This is a genomic window from Grimontia kaedaensis (assembly GCF_023746615.1).
GTDB classification, from domain to species: domain Bacteria; phylum Pseudomonadota; class Gammaproteobacteria; order Enterobacterales; family Vibrionaceae; genus Enterovibrio; species Enterovibrio kaedaensis.
Map to the genome: position 1 here is coordinate 1,200,768 of NZ_CP082276.1, position 18,468 is coordinate 1,219,235.

At 47.5% G+C, this 18,468-nt stretch carries 17 protein-coding genes; 8 read left to right on the forward strand and 9 right to left on the reverse strand.

From position 1 onward, the window contains the following. The first annotated feature begins 36 nt into the window (after positions 1–36). The 5 genes from K6Q96_RS22340 (at position 37) to K6Q96_RS22360 (ending at position 5,564) form a co-directional block, all read left to right on the forward strand. Positions 37–1,212 carry a M20 aminoacylase family protein gene (locus K6Q96_RS22340; RefSeq protein ID WP_251880265.1) on the forward strand — a complete coding sequence of 392 codons (1,176 nt, stop codon included), beginning with the start codon at positions 37–39 and terminating at the stop codon, positions 1,210–1,212. Between the two features lie 122 nt (positions 1,213–1,334). Continuing rightward, positions 1,335–2,378 (forward strand): TRAP transporter substrate-binding protein, encoded by a 1,044-nt coding sequence (locus K6Q96_RS22345; protein WP_251880266.1) that lies wholly within the window; start codon positions 1,335–1,337, stop codon positions 2,376–2,378. Positions 2,379–2,466: 88 nt separating this feature from the next. Next, on the forward strand, positions 2,467–3,009 hold the full coding sequence (locus tag K6Q96_RS22350; RefSeq protein ID WP_251880267.1) for a TRAP transporter small permease: 543 nt from the start codon (positions 2,467–2,469) through the stop codon (positions 3,007–3,009). Next, positions 3,009–4,355, forward strand: coding sequence for a TRAP transporter large permease (locus tag K6Q96_RS22355; protein ID WP_251880268.1), 1,347 nt, complete (start codon positions 3,009–3,011; stop codon positions 4,353–4,355). Before K6Q96_RS22350 ends, K6Q96_RS22355 begins: the two co-directional genes overlap by 1 nt. Before the next feature lie 27 nt (positions 4,356–4,382). Next, positions 4,383–5,564, forward strand: coding sequence for a M24 family metallopeptidase (locus K6Q96_RS22360; protein WP_251880269.1), 1,182 nt, complete (start codon positions 4,383–4,385; stop codon positions 5,562–5,564). On the opposite strand, the gene K6Q96_RS22365 is transcribed toward K6Q96_RS22360, so the two are convergent. The 6 genes from K6Q96_RS22365 to K6Q96_RS22385 form a co-directional block, all read right to left on the reverse strand. Beyond that, a complete protein-coding gene (locus K6Q96_RS22365) occupies positions 5,554–6,156 on the reverse strand; it encodes an HAD-IB family hydrolase (protein WP_251880270.1) in 603 nt (200 codons plus the stop codon). The two genes, K6Q96_RS22360 and K6Q96_RS22365, sit on opposite strands and share 11 nt — an antisense overlap. 3 nt (positions 6,157–6,159) lie before the next feature. After that, positions 6,160–6,675 (reverse strand): GNAT family N-acetyltransferase, encoded by a 516-nt coding sequence (locus K6Q96_RS22370; RefSeq protein ID WP_251880271.1) that lies wholly within the window; start codon positions 6,673–6,675, stop codon positions 6,160–6,162. Between the two features lie 15 nt (positions 6,676–6,690). Continuing rightward, complete coding sequence (locus K6Q96_RS22375; RefSeq protein ID WP_251880272.1) at positions 6,691–7,101, reverse strand: DUF1330 domain-containing protein; 411 nt, start codon at positions 7,099–7,101, stop codon at positions 6,691–6,693. A gap of 70 nt (positions 7,102–7,171) precedes the next feature. Further along, positions 7,172–7,534: a GtrA family protein gene (locus K6Q96_RS24960; protein WP_353621790.1), complete on the reverse strand. Its 363-nt coding sequence runs from the start codon at positions 7,532–7,534 to the stop codon at positions 7,172–7,174. A gap of 21 nt (positions 7,535–7,555) precedes the next feature. Beyond that, entirely contained in the window at positions 7,556–8,497 is a 942-nt protein-coding gene (locus tag K6Q96_RS22380) for a glycosyltransferase family 2 protein (RefSeq protein ID WP_251880273.1), read from the reverse strand. 148 nt (positions 8,498–8,645) lie between these two features. Then, positions 8,646–9,773 carry a patatin-like phospholipase family protein gene (locus K6Q96_RS22385; protein WP_251880274.1) on the reverse strand — a complete coding sequence of 376 codons (1,128 nt, stop codon included), beginning with the start codon at positions 9,771–9,773 and terminating at the stop codon, positions 8,646–8,648. 260 nt (positions 9,774–10,033) lie between these two features. Here K6Q96_RS22385 and speB point away from each other — a divergent pair, with 260 nt between their 5' ends. Then, on the forward strand, positions 10,034–10,948 hold the full coding sequence (speB, locus tag K6Q96_RS22390; protein ID WP_251882377.1) for an agmatinase: 915 nt from the start codon (positions 10,034–10,036) through the stop codon (positions 10,946–10,948). A 19-nt stretch (positions 10,949–10,967) separates the two neighbouring features. Here speB and K6Q96_RS22395 read toward each other — a convergent pair whose 3' ends face one another. Continuing rightward, on the reverse strand, positions 10,968–11,855 hold the full coding sequence (locus tag K6Q96_RS22395; protein WP_251880275.1) for an alpha/beta fold hydrolase: 888 nt from the start codon (positions 11,853–11,855) through the stop codon (positions 10,968–10,970). A gap of 197 nt (positions 11,856–12,052) precedes the next feature. Between K6Q96_RS22395 and K6Q96_RS22400 the strand changes: the two genes are divergently transcribed. Beyond that, positions 12,053–12,535 carry a 2-thiouracil desulfurase family protein gene (locus K6Q96_RS22400; RefSeq protein WP_251880276.1) on the forward strand — a complete coding sequence of 161 codons (483 nt, stop codon included), beginning with the start codon at positions 12,053–12,055 and terminating at the stop codon, positions 12,533–12,535. Positions 12,536–12,835: 300 nt separating this feature from the next. Further along, positions 12,836–13,858, forward strand: coding sequence for a LacI family DNA-binding transcriptional regulator (locus K6Q96_RS22405; RefSeq protein WP_251880277.1), 1,023 nt, complete (start codon positions 12,836–12,838; stop codon positions 13,856–13,858). Positions 13,859–13,921: 63 nt separating this feature from the next. Here the strand turns inward: K6Q96_RS22405 and K6Q96_RS22410 are convergent, their stop codons facing one another. Together K6Q96_RS22410 and K6Q96_RS22415 are read right to left on the reverse strand one after the other, a co-directional pair. Next, on the reverse strand, positions 13,922–17,380 hold the full coding sequence (locus tag K6Q96_RS22410; RefSeq protein WP_251880278.1) for a 1,3-beta-D-glucan phosphorylase, GH149 family: 3,459 nt from the start codon (positions 17,378–17,380) through the stop codon (positions 13,922–13,924). Positions 17,381–17,498: 118 nt separating this feature from the next. Then, entirely contained in the window at positions 17,499–18,467 is a 969-nt protein-coding gene (locus K6Q96_RS22415) for an ABC transporter ATP-binding protein (protein WP_251880279.1), read from the reverse strand. Between the last annotated feature and the right edge of the window lies 1 nt (position 18,468).

The window sequence follows — 18,468 nt, forward strand, 5'->3', positions numbered from 1 at the left end:
GACATTCAACCCAGAGCTAAGGAGAGCTTTAAAACTATGTCCAACCTGCCCCAACAACTGATCAGCGATATGGTTGCATGGCGACACCACCTACACCGATTTCCTGAGTGTGGCTTTAATGTCAATCTCACCGCTGATTTCATCGCGGATAAGCTTCAGAGCTTTGGCGTTGAAGTGGTGCGTAACATCGGACAAACAGGCTTGGTTGGTATACTCCGAAGCGGCACCAGCGAAGCCAGCATCGGCCTTCGTGCAGACATGGACGCTCTGTTCATTCATGAACAAAACGAGTTTGACCATACCTCTCAGCACGAGGGAAAAATGCATGCCTGTGGGCATGATGGTCACTCGGCGATGTTGCTTGGCGCGGCAAGCTATCTGGCAGCCAATCCAGACTTTGATGGCACGGTATATTTCATTTTTCAGCCAGACGAAGAACACGGATGTGGTGCTCAGGCGATGATTGATGACGGCTTGTTTGAGCGCTTTGCCATTGACGAAGTATATGGCGTTCATAATTTTCCCGGCTTGGCAGAAGGTGAGCTCATGGTTCGGCCTGGTTCACTCATGGCCAGCGAAAGCGGATTCGAAATCAATATCGAAGGCGTTGGTGGTCATGCAGCCCTTCCTCATCAAGGTGTTGATCCGCTTGTCACTGGTGCGCAAATCATTCTTGCGTTACAAACTATCGTATCCCGTAATCTCAGCGCCATCAGTGAAACGGCTGTGATTTCAGCAACAGAATTTATTACTGATGGCACCGTCAATGTGATCCCGGGAAAAGTTACGATCAAAGGCGATTGTCGCTGTTTCACCGAGAAAACGCTGGAACACATCCAGCAGCGAATGAAACAAATCGTTACCGGCATATGTGAAGCAGCAGGCGCAAACCACACCTTTCAATTCACCAATACCTTTTATCCTACCGTCAATTCACCACAGCAAACGGCCTATGCGGTGGAGGCAGCGGAAAAAGTGCTTGGCAAAGGCAAGGTCAATGCGAGTTGCGAGCCACTGACAATCTCAGAAGATTTTTCCAGCATGCTGAGAGTCAAACCCGGTTGCTATGTGCTGTTAGGAAATGGTACAGAATCGGTAGGAGGCTGCGCCCTCCACAACCCTAAGTACGACTTCAATGACAGCATCCTGCCTTTGGGTGCCCGTTATTGGATCCAACTGGTCAAAGACCGACTTGGTAGGCCCAATGGCTGACCTCTCATAAGCGACTCCCGCTCTTAATAGAGCACAGCTCCAAAAGCACAAAAGCCGCAAGTGGAATCGCCATCTTGCGATGGATAGTGCTGTCTGAATTTCGACATACGAGGAATGTAAGGATGAAGCAATTTGGCATTATGTTATTGAGTCTTGGCATGATTTTCAGTGCTCAGGCAGAAACATGGAAGTTTGCGTCTGAAGAGGACAAAACCGACGTTCAAGACATCTACGCGCAAAAGTTCGCGGAGGTGATCAAGAAAGAGTCTGACGGAGATATACGCGTCCGTATTTACTATTACGGTCAACTAGGCACTGAGAATGACATCGTTGAACTGGCAGCCAAGGGCACCATTCAATTCGTGTCTGTGGGTTCGGGCCACCTTGGCTCTTATGTCCCAGAAGTGCAAGCGGTCAGCCTTCCCTACGTACTTGGAACAGATGAAGCGGTGACCCATAAAGTACTGACTGGAAGCCCGACCATTTATGAGAACCTTGCCGCCAAGTTTGAGAACGTCAACCTAAAGCTGCTTTCAATGATGTCTGAAGGCGAAATGGTTTGGGGTGCCAATAAAGCCATCCGCACACCCGAAGATTTCGCTGACCAAAAGATCCGAACCTTCACTTCAACCATCCCCGTTGAAACCTATAAGACGTTTGGGGCGACCCCAACCCCATTATCTTGGGGTGAAGTCTATGGCTCTCTTCAACTGAAAACCATCGATGGTATGGTCAACCCTATCTACTTCATCTACAACGCGAAATGGCATGAAGTACAGGATTACCTGATGTTCCCAGGTCAGCAGCCATACGTCAGCACAGTGTCCACTAACAGCAAATGGTTCAGCGAACTCGCGCCTGAAAAACAAGCCATGGTGAGAAAAGCGATCAAAGAAGCCGACAAAGCCGCTTATGACTATCAGCTACGAATCAACCAAGAGAACCTCGACAAAATTATGGCCGAACGACCGAATATGCAGGTTGTGAAGCTCAATAAGGAAGAGCGCGAGAGATTTAAGCAGCTCAGCAAAAACTTGCATGAAACTTACTTGGACGTTGTCGCAAATGCCTATCCCGCCGAAGAACAAGCTGCGGCCAGAAAAGAGGCCAAAGCCATTCTCGAAAGTCTGATTCAGGAAGTCAAAGTCGCGGCTTCACAACAGTAATCGGTTGCCTTCAGAGAGCACTGTGATGTGCTCTTTGAAGGCACATTTGCCTTTCTCTGAGGCAAGCAGACTAGATGTGGGACGTTTTATGAAACATCTGCTGAAGAAAATAAGTGCGTTTACTGAGCAGTTGGAGCGGGTTCTAATTATCAGCGGCATCATTGCCATGATGGTAAATTCCACCGCCAACGCTATTGGACGGTATGCGTTTAATAAAAGTATTTTCTTTTCCGAAGAGCTTAATCAATTCCTGATTGTCGGCGTGACATTTATTGGCTTTGCCTATGCTGTTCGGAAAGGACGTAACATCCGAATGACCGCGCTTTATGACGCGCTTGGCTACAAAGCCAGAAAGGTTCTCACTACTATCATCGCTCTTTTTACTGCCCTACTGCTGTTCTACCTCGCGTACCTGTCTGTGTTTTATGTCGCTGAACTCAAAAGCATTAACAGGCTCAGCCCTGCGCTGCAATTTCCGGTGTATTACATCTACGCCATTATTCCGATTGGATTTGCGATGGCCGGTCTTCAGTACGCCATGAGTTTTGCCATGAACCTCCTTCACCCGGAAATCTACGTTTCTTTGGATGTCACTGAGGAAGAAGAAACAGACAGTATGGGAGCACTCTAATGAATGACATTTTTCAATTTTTATCTGACATCGTCGCGGGTGAACTCGATATTTATGTCATCACATTCACGCTCGTTTCCGTGATGATTGTGCTGCTTTTCCTTAGCTTCCCCATGGTTGTGCCACTGGCAATCGGTGCATTAATAGGCCTACTTCATTTTTCGCTCGTTGACCCTGAAGTGCTCATCCAACAAATGGTGACTGGGATTTCCCCCAACGCACTGATCGCCGTACCTATGTTCATCTTCGCTGCAGACATTATGACCCGCGGCCACACTGCCAATAACCTGCTCGGCCTGATTCAAGCGTTTGTTGGCCACCTAAAAGGCGGCGTGCCGATTACCACCTGTATCAGCTGTACATTATTTGGTTCTGTCTCTGGCTCTACACAGGCGACTGTGGTGTCCGTAGGACAAATCATGCGGCCTAAATTGCTGCAGGCTGGCTATAAAGACAGCTTTGTCATGGCACTTATCATCAACGCCAGTGACATTGCTTTTCTGATCCCGCCCAGTATCGGTTTGATTCTTTATGGCACGCTTGCCAATGCCAGTGTCGGTGAACTCTTCATTGCGGGCATTGGGCCTGGCATTGTGCTCACTATCTTCTTCGCCACTTACAGCTACTTTTATAGCCGCAAACATGCAGACAGCATCAGCTTGGTTGAAGAAACCAACCGTGAAGAAAAAATGGAAGCGATTAGAAAATCGATTCTTCCTTTAGGCTTCCCAGCACTGATCATTGGCGGGATCTATTCAGGTATTGTCACACCAACAGAAGCGGCGTCCTTCGCCGTGCTCTACGCTATTGTCGTTGAATGTGTGTTTTACCGAATTTTAGGTACCAAAGATGTACTTGATGCTGCATTAAGCACGGGATTAATTACCGCAGTCGTATTTGTTTTGGTTGGGATTGGACAGGCTTTTTCTTGGTACATCTCGTTCGAACAAATTCCGCAGGACTTGCTGGCTCCTTTAGATCTCAGCAGCGCCTCTCATGAATACATTCTGTTTGTTATCGCGTTGGCGTTTTTTGTCGGCTGTATGTTCGTCGACTCTCTGGTTGTACTGCTGATCCTAACACCTATTTTCGCGCCAATTGTTGATGCAGCAGGGCTAGACCCCGTTCACGTAGGTGTGCTTATCACCCTGCAAATGGCGATTGGATCTGCTACACCTCCTTTCGGTTGTGACATCTTCACTGCTATAGCGATTTTTCAGCGCCCGTATCTTGAGGTCATTCGCGGAACCTTACCCTTCTTCCTCATTTTGTTGGTGATGTCAGCATTGCTGATTTTCTTGCCAGATATTGCACTTTTGCCAAGAGACATACTATTCAGTAAATAACATTTGATAATCAAGGAGAACAAAGTAATGCCCTTATTGCCGCTGAACCCACCAGCCAGAGGCTTTGCGCAAAGTGAATTTGAATTGCGCACTTGCGAGTTACAAAAACAGATGCGAGGAAAACAGCTTGATGCCGTTTTCTTCACGACTGAGGCTGAGTTTCGCTATTTCAGTGGCTTTAAATCGCAGTTCTGGGAAAGCCCAACCCGACCTTGGTTTCTGGTTATTCCTGCTGAAGGAAAACCCATTGCGGTCGTCCCTGAAATTGGCGTCTCTGGTTTTGAACTCACTTGGATAACAGATGTGCGCAGCTGGCCCTCGCCCAGACCTGAAGACGATGGCATCAGCTTACTCGCCACGACACTGCATGAAGTCAGTGCACGGTTTCGCCGCGTTGGCGCCATGCTGGGGCCGGAAACCCATTTACGCATGCCAGCGAACAACTTTGCGTCGCTACAGAAAATGCTGTCACATCACTCCTGGGTAGATGTATCGAACATTATCCAGACCATAAGAAGCGTTAAATCCAAAGCAGAGATAGAGAAGATACGATTCTCATGCAATATCGCCGCTGAGGCCTTTGACTATCTGCGGCAACATTTATTTGTGGGCGTTACTGAAAGAGAGGCGTGCAAAGCCATGCATTTGGAAATGCTCAGGCTTGGGGCGGACTCGTGTCCCTATCTTATTTCAGGCTCTGGTATCGCGGGGTACGACAGTATCATCATGGGGCCTACCGACCGCGCACTTGCCGAAGGTGATGTACTCGTTATCGACACTGGGGCCAACTTTGACGGCTATTTCTGCGATTTTGACCGAAACTACGCGTTTGGTAGCGCAACGAAAGAAACGGTAGACGCCTATGATGCCGTTTATGCCGCTACGGAAGCAGGACTCGCAGCAGCTCATCCTGGCCGCACAACGGGTGAGGTTTGGCAAGCGATGTGGTCAGTCTTAGAAAAAGCGGGCGCACTTGGCAATGATGTTGGGAGAATGGGCCACGGTCTTGGCATGCAACTGACAGAGTGGCCCTCTTTTATTCCTAAAGGGGATGTGGTGCTAAAGCCCGGTATGGTGCTTACCTTGGAACCAGGAATGGCATTTGCCCCCAACCGCATGATGGTGCACGAAGACAATATCGTTATCACGGAAAATGGGTGTGAGCTTTTACACCCGAGAACCTGGGACAAACTGCCTGTTATTGGTTAGTACTGATTCTATTTCCACATAAGTACTTCACATCCGCTAAGGAGAGCATAGGTAGATCTTCGTCAGTATCCCCATAAGCGTAGACTTGGGAATATGCGTTAAGATCTACCGTTTTCTGCACTGCAACAGCTTTGTTTTCGCAACTACAATCACCATTCACATATCGACCTGTGAACCTGCCATTTTTAACTTCCATGGTACTGCAAAGCAGTTTGATTCCGCGCTGTTGGCAAAAATGGCGAAGGTAAATATTTAGCGCGGCAGAGACTAGATAAACGTCGTCTCCGTTGGCCTTATGCTTAGCGAGCATTTCCATCACATCTGGCCTTAGTGCGGCTGGTAGATACTCAGCAGCAAATCGATTGGCAATCACATCAACCTCTTTTTCGCGGCGACGCCAAAACGCGACGTATGCAAGTACTGGGCGTGTTTTTCTGGCAGGAAGAAGGCCAAGCTTGTAAAGCAAGATAACCGGCCATACCAGCGCAAAGCCAATAGCTAACCGTGGCTTTGAAGTCGCGTAGAAAAGAAACGCAGTGAAGGTATCTTCCGTGGTGATGGTGCCATCAAAATCAAATAGCGCTAAGTTCATCGGTTAAAATGGCAGCCCTACCAGCTTTACGTCGCCTGAAGGCCACGTGTTATTGAGTGCCTTTGCCATGGTTTTTCCAGCCAAGACCCACCCATTTGCCGGATTATGCATGAGGACATTTGTCGTCGTTTCATAGCCGCTAGAGCTGTAAATATCTGCTTCCCCAAACAACAACGCAAAATCATCTCCTGCGGCCAACCTGTGCTGGTGCACTTCTTTGAGTATCTGCTTGACCAGCCCCTGACCACGAAAAGCCTGATTGACACAAACTTCAGCAATACCCGCAATGGAATACTCAATTCCATCAATAGACACCTGTTTTTCGTGGACGGCAATATGCGCAGCGAGTTCATCTCCTTCCCAAGCCATATATCGGTGCTGGGGCATCTCTTTGTAGTAGCGGTGACGGGCAAAATGTTCAGAGTCCTGATTATTTAAGAAGCTGGCACTCAGAAGCAGCCTAAGTTTTTCGTCGATGAAGTCAGTAATTTCAGCGTCAGGTAGATATTGGATGTGCATCAGAGACCTCAGAAGTTAATTAGGGATTTCAATTTCAATGTTTAACTGCCCTTCCAAGCCCGCTTCTCGATGAATAGCTAACACTTTAAATTCCTCAGAAGAAGTCATTTCCAGAAGCGCTTTGCGGGAAGGGTACTTCACGATGACGGCAGCATCCCAAAGGTCTTCTACCTGTCCAATTACCATCTCAGTCAGCTCAGAGAAATAAACCACCTGAGCACCATATCTGGTCAGAACCTCGCGCATAGGTTTACCGTAAAGATCGTAGGCTTCTTTACCCGAAAGATTGGAATCCCTGCCATCTGGGTATAGCGCTTTTTCACGGAATTTAAACAGGTTCAGAAGTTGAATTTCACCTGTTTCAGGATGAGCACGTAATGTTTCGTACTGTGCGTCGGTGGGATATAGCGCGTTGGTGACTTCCATTGGACGATGATTTCTAATTTTTTCTAACTTTATGAATAAGCTAACAAATAAAGTAGCTAGACAGGAATTTTCAGGTCCTAAAAGTCCAAATTGAATGAATAAAATAGGCCATAAGTGGTAGCAACATGACTACGACAAACATCCTGACATAATCACTCATTCCTGATGCTATCTCACTTACACCAAGAGAACACGTCAAAGCAACCACTTGGACTAAGAAAAATTTGAAAGCACTGGATAGCTGCAGCTTCTCCTTAAAAACAAATAAAGATTGAAAGGAAAAAGAGAATGTATACGCAACTAAAAAGCCAATAACACCAGAAGTGACGAATCCAAAACTTGTGCTGCTAACTAAAAATATCGAGGTAAAGTAGTGAATAAGCGTTGAAAAGATACCGACAATGCCATAACGAAACAACCTAAAAAAATCCAAGTAGCCTTACCTCTTCAACTGCTAGATCTCGTCGTTATTTTCAATGATATACACAGGTCTACGCTTGGATTCAATATAAAGCCGTCCAATATATTCTCCCATCACGCCCAATCCAATTAACTGTACACCACCAAAGAAGAGTACCATTGTCACGAGAGAAGCGTAACCAGGCAAGTCAACACCGAAAATTATTGTTTTGACAATGATAAAACTGCCATAGAAGAAAGCAATGCCTGAACAAAGCACCCCTAGATATAGCCATACTCTTAGAGGCACAGTACTGAAGCTTGTAATGCCATCCATTGCAAAGTTCCAAAGCTTCCACCCGTTGAAGTGCGTCTCTCCTGCAGCTCTTGGTTGGCGCGTATATTCAACGACTGTCGAGTTAAATCCAACCCAAGAAAAAATACCTTTCATGAACCGCTGGTTTTCTGGCAGTAACTTTATCGCTTCTACCACCTTTCGGCTAATCAATCGAAAATCACCGACATTTTCTGGTACTTCAATCCCAGAGATACTGTTATGAAACTTATAGAACAATGATGCTGTCAAACTCTTTGCAAGAGTATCACTGCTCCGGTCAACACGTTTAGCAAGAACTACATCAAAGCCTTCTTTCCATTTAGATACCAGTTGAAGAATAAGTTCAGGAGGATCCTGCAAATCCACATCAATGGGGATAACCGCTTTCCCTTTTGCGAAATCCAGTCCTGCAGTCAAAGCTGCTTCTTTACCAAAATTTCTAGAGAGATTAATCACCCTTAGCGTCTTGTCATAAGCAACTTCACTGCGGATCTTCTCCAGTGTTTTATCACTGCTTCCGTCATTGATGAAAATAACTTCAAAAGAACAGGCAGTTTGCTCGAGGACCGGCAATATGCTCTCAAGAAATGGCGTTATCGTTTCTTCTTCGTTGTAACAAGGGCATACAACTGACAAGTCTGGAGTGAAGTCCTGAGCCACGATTTGATTCCCCTATTTTTAGAAGCTTTTTTTGTTTCTGATTTAAGCTTAGTTCCAAATTCTCTAAATGCGGATATCTATATGTTTATAAAGCCAAATAAAGACCTCACCTCAAAGGAGAAATTGAAGTGAGGTCTGACTGAGCAATTTAAGACGCTTTATCCAGCTTCTTGTTTTCTATCCAGCAACCTTCGAACTTACGGCGGTGGAAATGACACGGTAAACCTTCGTTTGGTTGTGTCCATGGAGACTCTTCCAGTGCCTGTTTCATGTCGTTATAACCGCACTCTCGACGTAATCGAATTGAACGGCGAGAAAACTCTGCATCACTCAAAGGAATGTGGCCTTCAAGGGGGTCAAAAGTGATATGCACGATATCGATTTTCTTCCCTGCTTTCAGCGTGGTCACATCCGGCACTTGGGCACTGTCGACAAGACCCGGTGTAGTTTTCAGCACATGGTCAAGGTTGCGTTTGGCGATGAGCGCCTCGACATGTTCGCTGGTACGGCTGGCATATTGAATTTCTTTTTCACGCCAAAGCACTTCACTCATGGTTTTAGGAAGTTCGCCATTGGCATTCCAGAGGTCGACCATAAAGATCAGCAGCTCTTCATCGCCCGCTAAATCGAGAATGCCATTAACTGGCGTATTGGAAACAACACCACCATCCCAGAAGTATTCCTCGCCAATCTGAGTTGCAGGGAAACCAGGTGGCAGTGAACCACTCGCCACAGCATGTGCAGGGGCGATCTCGTCCGTTTTACTATCAAAAAACACCAACTCACCGTCAGTTACGCGGGTCGCACCAACTGTCAGGCGTGTTTTGTTTTGATTGATAAGGTCAAAATCAGCCAGTTCTGCCAAGGTGGAAAACAGTGGTGACGTATCATAAAAACTGGTCGCAGCTTCACCTGGAGGGGCCAGCCAAGGATTGATTGGGCGCGGCGTAAAGAAATCCGGCTGTCCAAACATCAGCGCTGAGGAGGCGCTCATGGTATTAAAAGCCATCGCCAAAGAACTCGGGATGTGAGCGTCAGTATCTGGGCGAGAAATCCGTTGCCAGAATGTTTCCAATTTTCCTAATCGGTCTTCTGGTTTATTCCCAGCCAGCACTGCACAGTTCAGAGCGCCAATGGAGATACCAGCAAACCAGTCCGGCTCAAAACCTGCTTCCTTCATCGCTTGGTAGGCACCGATGTGATAAGCACCGAGCGCACCGCCACCCTGCAGCACCAGACAAACCTTAGGTTTTTTATTGCGTCTTGTTGTTGCCATTTTCCTGTCTCCATTTCAATCAACTGGAGTCTTTATAGACCAACAAGTTAGGCAGACGGGTTAAGTTTATTATTCAAACTGGGACAAACACGAGGCCATCACAGTTTGACCTATTCACTTACATGCCTTTCAGTGAATTGTTCGCTGATGCAGAAAATAGACAAAGAATTTTGCTGACACTGCTAATTTATAGGAATATTGAACGATCACTTAATTTGTGTTTGATATATAAAACACCCCTCAACACCAAAGAGGCTGATATGGAAGACGTATTTGCAAGAAAAGATGACTCTCTGTATTCCAATCCTTATTCGTTTCTTCGCCTTCCCATGGTTAAAGACCCAAGAGACACAGCAGCTGATGTAGTGATTCTAGGTATGCCTTATGACATGGCCACTACTGGCCGTTCAGGGGCACGATTAGGACCGGATGCCGTCAGACGTGCTTCGGTCAATCTCGCATGGGAGGGATTTCGCTATCCATGGCCTTTTGACTTGCGTGAACGCTGCAATATCGTCGATGCGGGTGATTTAGTGTTTACATGCGGAGATAGTGAAGATTTCCTTACTACCGCCACAAAAGCAGCCAGTGAGATTCTCGAAACAGGTAAAGCATTGCTGACTTTAGGAGGAGATCATTTCGTTACCTTACCGCTTCTTCGTGCGCATTACGCCAAACACGGCGAAATGGCGCTAATACATTTCGATGCTCACACTGATACCTATAGTCAGGGCAGCCGATACGACCACGGCACCATGTTTTATCATGCGCCCAACGAAGGATTGATAGATCCCGGAGTGTCCGTTCAAATTGGTATACGAACCGATTACGACAGAGACCATCATGCGTTCAACGTAATTTGTGCGGAAGCGGCTAATGATATGACCCCGGACGAAATCGCCAGTCATGTCAAAGCCTTAGTGGGTGCAAAACCAGCCTATGTCACCTTCGACATAGACTGCCTAGATCCTGCCTTTGCACCCGGCACCGGCACACCTGTGATTGGCGGTATTACGTCGAACAAAGCATTGAGGATTTTGCGCGGGTTACGCGGTATTAATCTTGTGGGTATGGATGTGGTGGAAGTAAGCCCGCCGTTCGACAATAGTGAAATTACCGCGTTGGCGGGCGCTACCATCGCGACCGAACTTTTGCACCTATGGGCTGCCAAGTAATTTGGAGCAAAACGTATCGTCAGCCGGCATTACGCTTCTGACTGACGACTTTTTCCATCGGATGCGCCTCGATAAAATACTCAACGTCGTGTCGATAAGATTTGTAGAACAAGTTAGGAGCATGTCCGCATCCCAAATAGTAGTTCACCGCCATGTCCGGCTGCGCATCCCGCATTCTTTTTACGATGTCTTTGGTCAAAACATCTGAGTGCAAGCCATGCATTAGCATCAGTGGAAGATCCAAATTACCAAAATGACGCCATAGATTCATGGGCGGAGAGTTAGGGTCGTACTGCGCAAGAATGTCTGGGTCGTAGTGCGTGGTGTAATCACCATTTTCCAGTCTACGAACAGAAGCCGAAATCATGGTGTGCCATTGTTCGCAGGTGTGAGGGCCAAATGGTTGATATAGCGTTTGGAGATATTGGTTAATTTCGTTATATCGACGGAATGCGATCGGTTTCTGCACATAATTGACAATACGCTCCAACGCATCTTGCGGCACTTCAGGGCCAATATCGTTGAGCACCAACGTGGAAATTCGATGGCTGAAAACAGGGCTAGATCCGATCAACATGCCAATTAAACCGCCCATGCTTGTACCAACCCAATGCACTTTATCGCAGCAATAAAAGTCCATCAGCTTCACAGCCATATCAATGTAATTGGCATAGCTGTATTCAGTTTTCGGGTTTTCTGCCCACTGAGAAAGTCCTCGGCCCAGCGTGTCAGGTGCGAGCACGCGATAGCCTCTTGAAGCAAGCTCATCGCCTAGCTCAACAAAATCAACGCTATTCCGCGCCAATCCATGCCAACAGATCACGGTCTCCCCGCCTTCAGGGTTCCATGCACGAACATGAATTTCGCGTCCGTCGATGATTGGGTACTGATGCAGCATTTCAGACATTGTGTGGTTCTCCCTCCGTGATCCCCGAAAATCCGCAGAATACACCATGATGAAAAGGCCTCTCTCTGACAGCGGGTAAGATTAATTATTTGACGGGTTTCACATTTCCTCAACTCTCGAATGAAAAAAAGTCTGTTTTCCTGTCATTTAGATTCGATAACATCACAATCCACTTATTCGAATCAGTGTGAACTTCAATGAAAAAAGTGTTGGTCAGCGCCTGCCTGATGGGGAAGAAAGTTCGCTATGACGGCAATGCCCTACCTCAAGAATCCCAAGCATTTCAACGTTTAACGCAGTTAGCTGATATTGTCACTTTCTGCCCGGAAGTAGCAGGGGGATTGCCAACACCCCGACCACCAGCAGAAATCAATGTTGCGGATGGCGATCTAGTAATTGCTGGAAAAGGAAAAGTGATTTCCGTTAACGCAATCGACGTCACTCATCAATTTGCATTGGGTGCCCAAAAAACACTAGACCTTTGCCGACAACAAAACATTGAAATTGCAGTACTCACCGAATCTAGTCCTTCCTGTGGTAGTTCTCTCATCTATAGCGGCGAGTTCGCTGGTAGAAAAGTTCCTGGTCATGGAGTGACCACCGCCCTTCTCCGACAGCACGGTATCAAGGTGTTTAGCCAGTTCACCGTTGAAGATGCTTTGGCTGAGCTAGAATTATGAAAACGCTTTCAGTGAAATTAGTGCCTCACAATTGAGCACTTTGGTATCAAAAGTGTTAATTACTGAACATTTGTGAGCAATGTAAAGCCTTTCCATTTGGCAATGCTTCGCATTTCGTGGCAAAACTAACGCTATTTGAAAAAATAGCTGCGCCAAATGAATAAAGTTGCGAATCCGACTGATCCTCGATTTTAGATAAAGACTCGCATCAATTAGTCATTACTAAAGAAAGCACTTTCATAGCAATGAGAGGCAATAAAATCACGGCGTGCAACATCAGGTAAATTAAGGAAGAGCTCGTTGATTACCATAAAAGAAGTGGCAGAGCTGGCGAACGTTTCCCAGTCAACCGTGTCACGGGCGTTGAATGGTCACAAGTCGGTTAAAGAAAAAAACCGCGTGAAGGTGTTCGATGCCATCGAAAAACTCGGCTACCAACCCAACGCTTTTGCTCAAGCACTGGCGTCGAATAAGTCTCACAGCATTGGCATGTTGGTGGGAACCTTTGATGGTCCCTACTTCGGGCCGCTAATGCACCATGTTGAGAGAGTGGTTCGCCAGAAGAACTACCACCTCATTATCACCAGCGGTCACGAAAACTATGATGAAGAGCAGGAGTCCATTCACTTCCTCAACGCGAAGAAGATTGATGGATTAGTGCTTACATCAGACATGATGAGTGACGCTGACATTCTGCAGATCGTTGAAAAAACGCCAGCAACCATGCTGATGAACCGATACATTCCGGAAATCTCCGACCAATGTATTTGCATGGACAACGAATGGGGCGGCTACATTGCGACAGAGTACTTGATCAAAAACGGGCATACACGCATTGGTTGTGTCACGGGCCAACTTAGCAAAATTGATAGCCGCGAGCGCCTTCAGGGTTATAGGAATGCGCTGGACAAATATGGCATCGAGTACGATCAGAATCTGGTTGTTGAAGGCCGTTTTGATCACGATGGCAATGATAAAGCCGTGCGCCGTTTGATGGATCGTGACAGCGATATCACAGGAATTTTCTGTCTCAATGACAGCATCGCCCTGGCCGCCTATGGCGTTTGCCATGACCGTGGCATGAAAGTTGGTGAGGACATCTCCATTGTCGGGTTTGATAACCACACCTACAGCCAATACATGACACCAAGCCTCACAACCATTCACTTCCCTCTGGAAGATATGGCTTGCGAAGCGGCACGCGGGGTACTCAATATGTTGGAAGGCAAACCGTTAGCCAACATCAACACCCGCTTGTTCCCAACGCTCATGAAACGCGGTTCGGTGAAAACATTAGAGACTGCAACTATCGCACCGGCTTAATTCATAATCTACGCCATAAAAAACAGCCGCAAGTTGCGGCTGTTTTCGTTTTGGTACTTACTATTATCCAGCTTGATTCAAAACACTAAGCGGAACATCTACCGCGATTTGTGCGATCTCACTGGTGCGGCTGAATAGCTTCTTACACACCGACTCTGGCAGTTGATTGCCTTCGATAGAAAGCACATCCCCGGAGCTCAGAGAGACCACAATCTTAGTTGGGCCGCTTTCTGCCAAGCGGTATACAAACGGCACCTGACAGTAAGTGAAGGCCAGTTCACCAGCATTCAGCGAAATGCTTTTCTGCTCACCCTGCATGTTCACATACGGGAACTCAGCCTCTTTGCTAGAGAACTCACGTTCGAACAGCAGTGACGGAGAAATGGTGATCGCGCCACTTTCCACCAGCACACCCAGCTCACCAAATCGGGTGATAATTTCTTCTTTCACCTGACCTGTCATACCTGGCTGTTGTGCGCCCGCATGTTTTGGTGTGTGTGAGTATGGGTCAACCGGGAAAGCACCGTATTCCGTTGGTGTTTTGTTGAAACCAATCCCTTCACGTACTCGGTAGTAGTAATCCGCTAGTTTACGGGTTTCTGCGCTGTGCGGGTTTTCTTTCCAGCTCGCGAAGTAAACTTCCTGAACCGCCAGCAGCAGCTTGGACACCATGTGCCAGTAGATACATCCCAGACCTTCGTAACCAAACATGGTACCGGAACGACCGGTGAATTCACGGTGGTTAAACACAGACTCGTATAGCGCCAGCACGTTTTCGTATTGCTCGTCAGACATTTGCGGGTAGTCTGCGCGAACTGAATCCAGTGTTGCCTTCAATGCACCTGCATTTTCAAACGTAGCGTTGAAGTGGAATACGCCATCAAGGTCTGCGTAAACCACGCGTTTGTCGCCACGTTTGTTCATGTCACGCAGCAGATCATTCTTGCGAACCGCTTCTGCTTCGATGCAGTTACGACGGCTGAATCCTGCCAGTTCGCGATCTGGATAGAGCATGAAAGACTTCTGGTCTTCACGATACATTTCGCTGTTGAACAGGTTATCCAGCAGAGTTACTGCCTGAGCCCCGCTCAGTGCGCCAGAACTGAGAGCTGCAACCTGACCTTCCAACATTGGGTACAGCGGCATGGCATCCAATGACTCACTGTTGTACTGAACCACGTTGTAGGCATTGAACAAGCCATCTTCACGCAGGTTACGCTGGGTGCTGCTGTGCAGCAGATCCAAGCTGGTGTTCAACAGCGCTTCAATGTCATGCTTATCGACCAAAGTTTTACCGCTGAAACCTTGTTGTTGGTAAGCCTGATGACGGAAGCGGCTAGCCGCATCCACCAGCTCGGTCAGCAACTTGTGCTTGGTCTGGCGTGTAATCGTTTTCTTCTTCACATCAAGCAGCGTTTTGCTCAGGATTTCACTGGTCTCTTTCAACCAAGTTGCCACTTCATTAGAAATACGCACTTTTTCCGGTGCTTGTGCAAACAGGGTTTGCAGGAACTCAACGTAACGACGCATGTAATACAGTGTCACCATCGACAAACCGTTACCCACAATCGCATTATTGGCGTCATTCCACTCAGGACGCTGCGTATTGAGCCAAATGCCCCCATCGACTACCCAGTTGCCCAGTTTCGATAACAACGGCACCAGCAGCTTCTCAGAGAGGTTTACGAGGTACACTTCTTTGTCTGAATCCAATAGCAGACGACCATCACTACCGATCATCTCGCTCAGTTTTTCTGTCTTCTCGTGCAGCTCGGTGTCAAACGTCACTGTATCCTTAGGGTTCGAGAATAAGGTGTGCGTGTCTCCGATACGGTATGGCACGTTGGCATAGCTGTAGATTTCACGCGACAGGTTTGCTGTTAGCTGCGCAGGTTCAAAACGCTCAGACCATTCCAAGAACTTCAGCAGATATATGATCTGGTGGTCACCCCAGTAACCGATGTTGCTCCATGGATCTTCCGGCTCCAGTACTTCCCAGTCGATACCGTCTTTGGTAATGCGGTAAGGGTTGTAACCATCAATTGTTGAGGCATTCACAAATTTAGCGATGAACGAGCGCAGGTAGCCCGGATAGCTCAGCGCTAAAGCTTCCCAGTTCTGGAAAATATCACGCCAGTTCCCTTGGTACGCCAGTAGTGGATTGCCTTCTTTGTCCTTCACCTTGATGTCGTAGTGGTTCCAAGGACGGCTTGGGTCACCGTGACGACGACCAAAGGTCAATGGCAGGTACTCGTAGCAAAGACGCAACAACTGAATGTCGTCTGCCTGCTCAGCACGTTTCACCAGCTCTTCATGACTGAATGTTTCTGGCAGTGCGTCATAAAACGCTTTGTTACGCAGTACCACTTTCTTGTTCGTATTTTCTGCAGTTTGCAGCACGTCGTCTTTACGCAGGGTATAGCCTTGCTCAAACACACCGCCACGCATGCTGTTGAACAGTACGTTCGCGTAGTGGTGGTTACTGGTGGCTTCTTCTTCTGAGAACTGCCAGCCATCGACAGCTGAAATGAGAGAAACCAGTTCTTCGTGGTTCTTCGCACAATCTTGCTCTACCTTTTCTCGCAGTGATTGTGGGTCTTTTTGCTCATTACGCAAAACAACTACACCAGCGTGATCTTTTTCGATGTCGATGACAAACAGCCAATCGTTAGTCTCGTTAGCTTGCAGATCGATCATTTTGTGGATGAAGTACGCACCACGAACACCGCGTGTCAACGTTTCGCTCTCAATGATGTCACCACGACGGAAAGCCGGGACTTGCTGACTGCTGAGCAACACTTCAACGTCATCGTTGTCAATGCAGAAAACCGTATTTGCAGTTAGCGCTTCTGCAGGGTCTGCACGGTCGCTGAGCTTTGCATACATGGTGTAAAGCGCCAGTGTGGTATCTTGAACGCGCTCATTCCATTTGTAGGCATCCACCAACGCACTGCTCTTTTGCAGGGCCACCATTGGCGCACCATTTGGCAGAATGTTCTGCACACCGTCCAGGATTTCAATCTTGCGCGAAGTACCTGAGAAGTCACTCAGTTCAGCACGGCGTACAAAACCATAGGTGTTACCGCTCTGCCAGGTATATTTGAAGGTCAAACGCAGTGTTGGGTTAATCTCTTCAAACACCACTTTGTCGCCCGTAATATTTTTATAAAGATTACGGATAACGCGGTACTTACCATTGTGCTGTGGGTTGAAAGGTTCCCATGTCACGACATCACCCACCTCATCTTCAAGGCGGATGAAGGTTTTCGGGCCGGTGTTTTCAGCATTCTCATGGATCATATCCACTGAGCGGTACGGAAACAGGGCGTTTTCAGGGTTGCCACGGCCTGCTGACAAACATCCGGTCGACGACGCAAACAACCAGTGATCATTGGCAGATACCACACTCATGAAGAATGCAGGCATTTGATCCACATTCTCTATGCGATAAAAACGTTCACCATTTACGTCTACGAATTGCCCCTTAACAGGGGTACTTGCCAGTTTAAAACAATGTTCCATATTTCTTGGTTCCTAAAAAGAAAGCGCTTTCTTTTTGACTTAAAAATTTCCCGGTGGATTTTCCAACCATCACCGGGAGGTCGATAAAAAGTTTACGCTTTGTTAGGGCCTTATAGCCTTAGAGGTGGTGACACCTCGCGTAATGTCCTGGTTTGACTTCCGTCGCCTCAGGCATGGATTGTGTGCACGCTTCCGTCGCAATTGGGCAACGCGAAGCGAACGGACATCCGACACTACTGGGTTTCCACAGCGGTATCTCGCCCTTTTTAACCGATAGATCACGGCGTCCTGCTCGTCCCACTTCCGGCACGGCTGACAGCAGCAATTTCGAGTAAGGGTGCTGGGGTGTCTGCGTCACGCTGTCGCTGTCGCCCCACTCCACCATATGACCGACATACATCACGGCCGTTTTTTCTGCAAAATACCGCGCGGTGGCAATATCATGCGTTATGTACATAAAGGCGATCCCGTGTTGCTCTTTGAGATCAGCCATTAAGTTCAGAATGCCCAGACGTACTGAAACGTCCAGCATAGAAATCGGCTCATCGGCCAGAATCACTTCTGGGTCGACAGCAATAGCTCTTGCAATAGCCACACGCTGTCGCTGACCGCCACTCAATTCATGAGGGAATTTCTCTGCAGTTTCAACCACAGGCGACAACCCTACCAACTCAAGCAATTCATACACCTTATCTGCCACATTTTGCTTGTTTGCCCGCTTGTGAATCAAGAGCGGGCGAGCAATGTGGTGATAAATATTATGCACCGGATTCAGGGAGCCAAATGGGTCCTGGAAAATCATCTGCACTTGGCGAGCATATTCCAGCTCACCGTTTTCTTTGATGTATTCCGCCAGCGGCTTGCCTTTGAAGGTGACCGAGCCGCCAGTATTTTCATAGATACGGGTCAGGATCCGAGCACCGGTACTTTTGCCCGAGCCAGACTCTCCCACAATCGCTAACGCTTCCCCTTTTTTCAGTTCAAAGGAAACGTCGTTTACCGCACGCATCAAATTGGACTTTGAATGCCCGATGCGAAAATCCATCACCAGGTTTTTAATTTCAAGAAGGGTCTCTTTGCTTTCCATT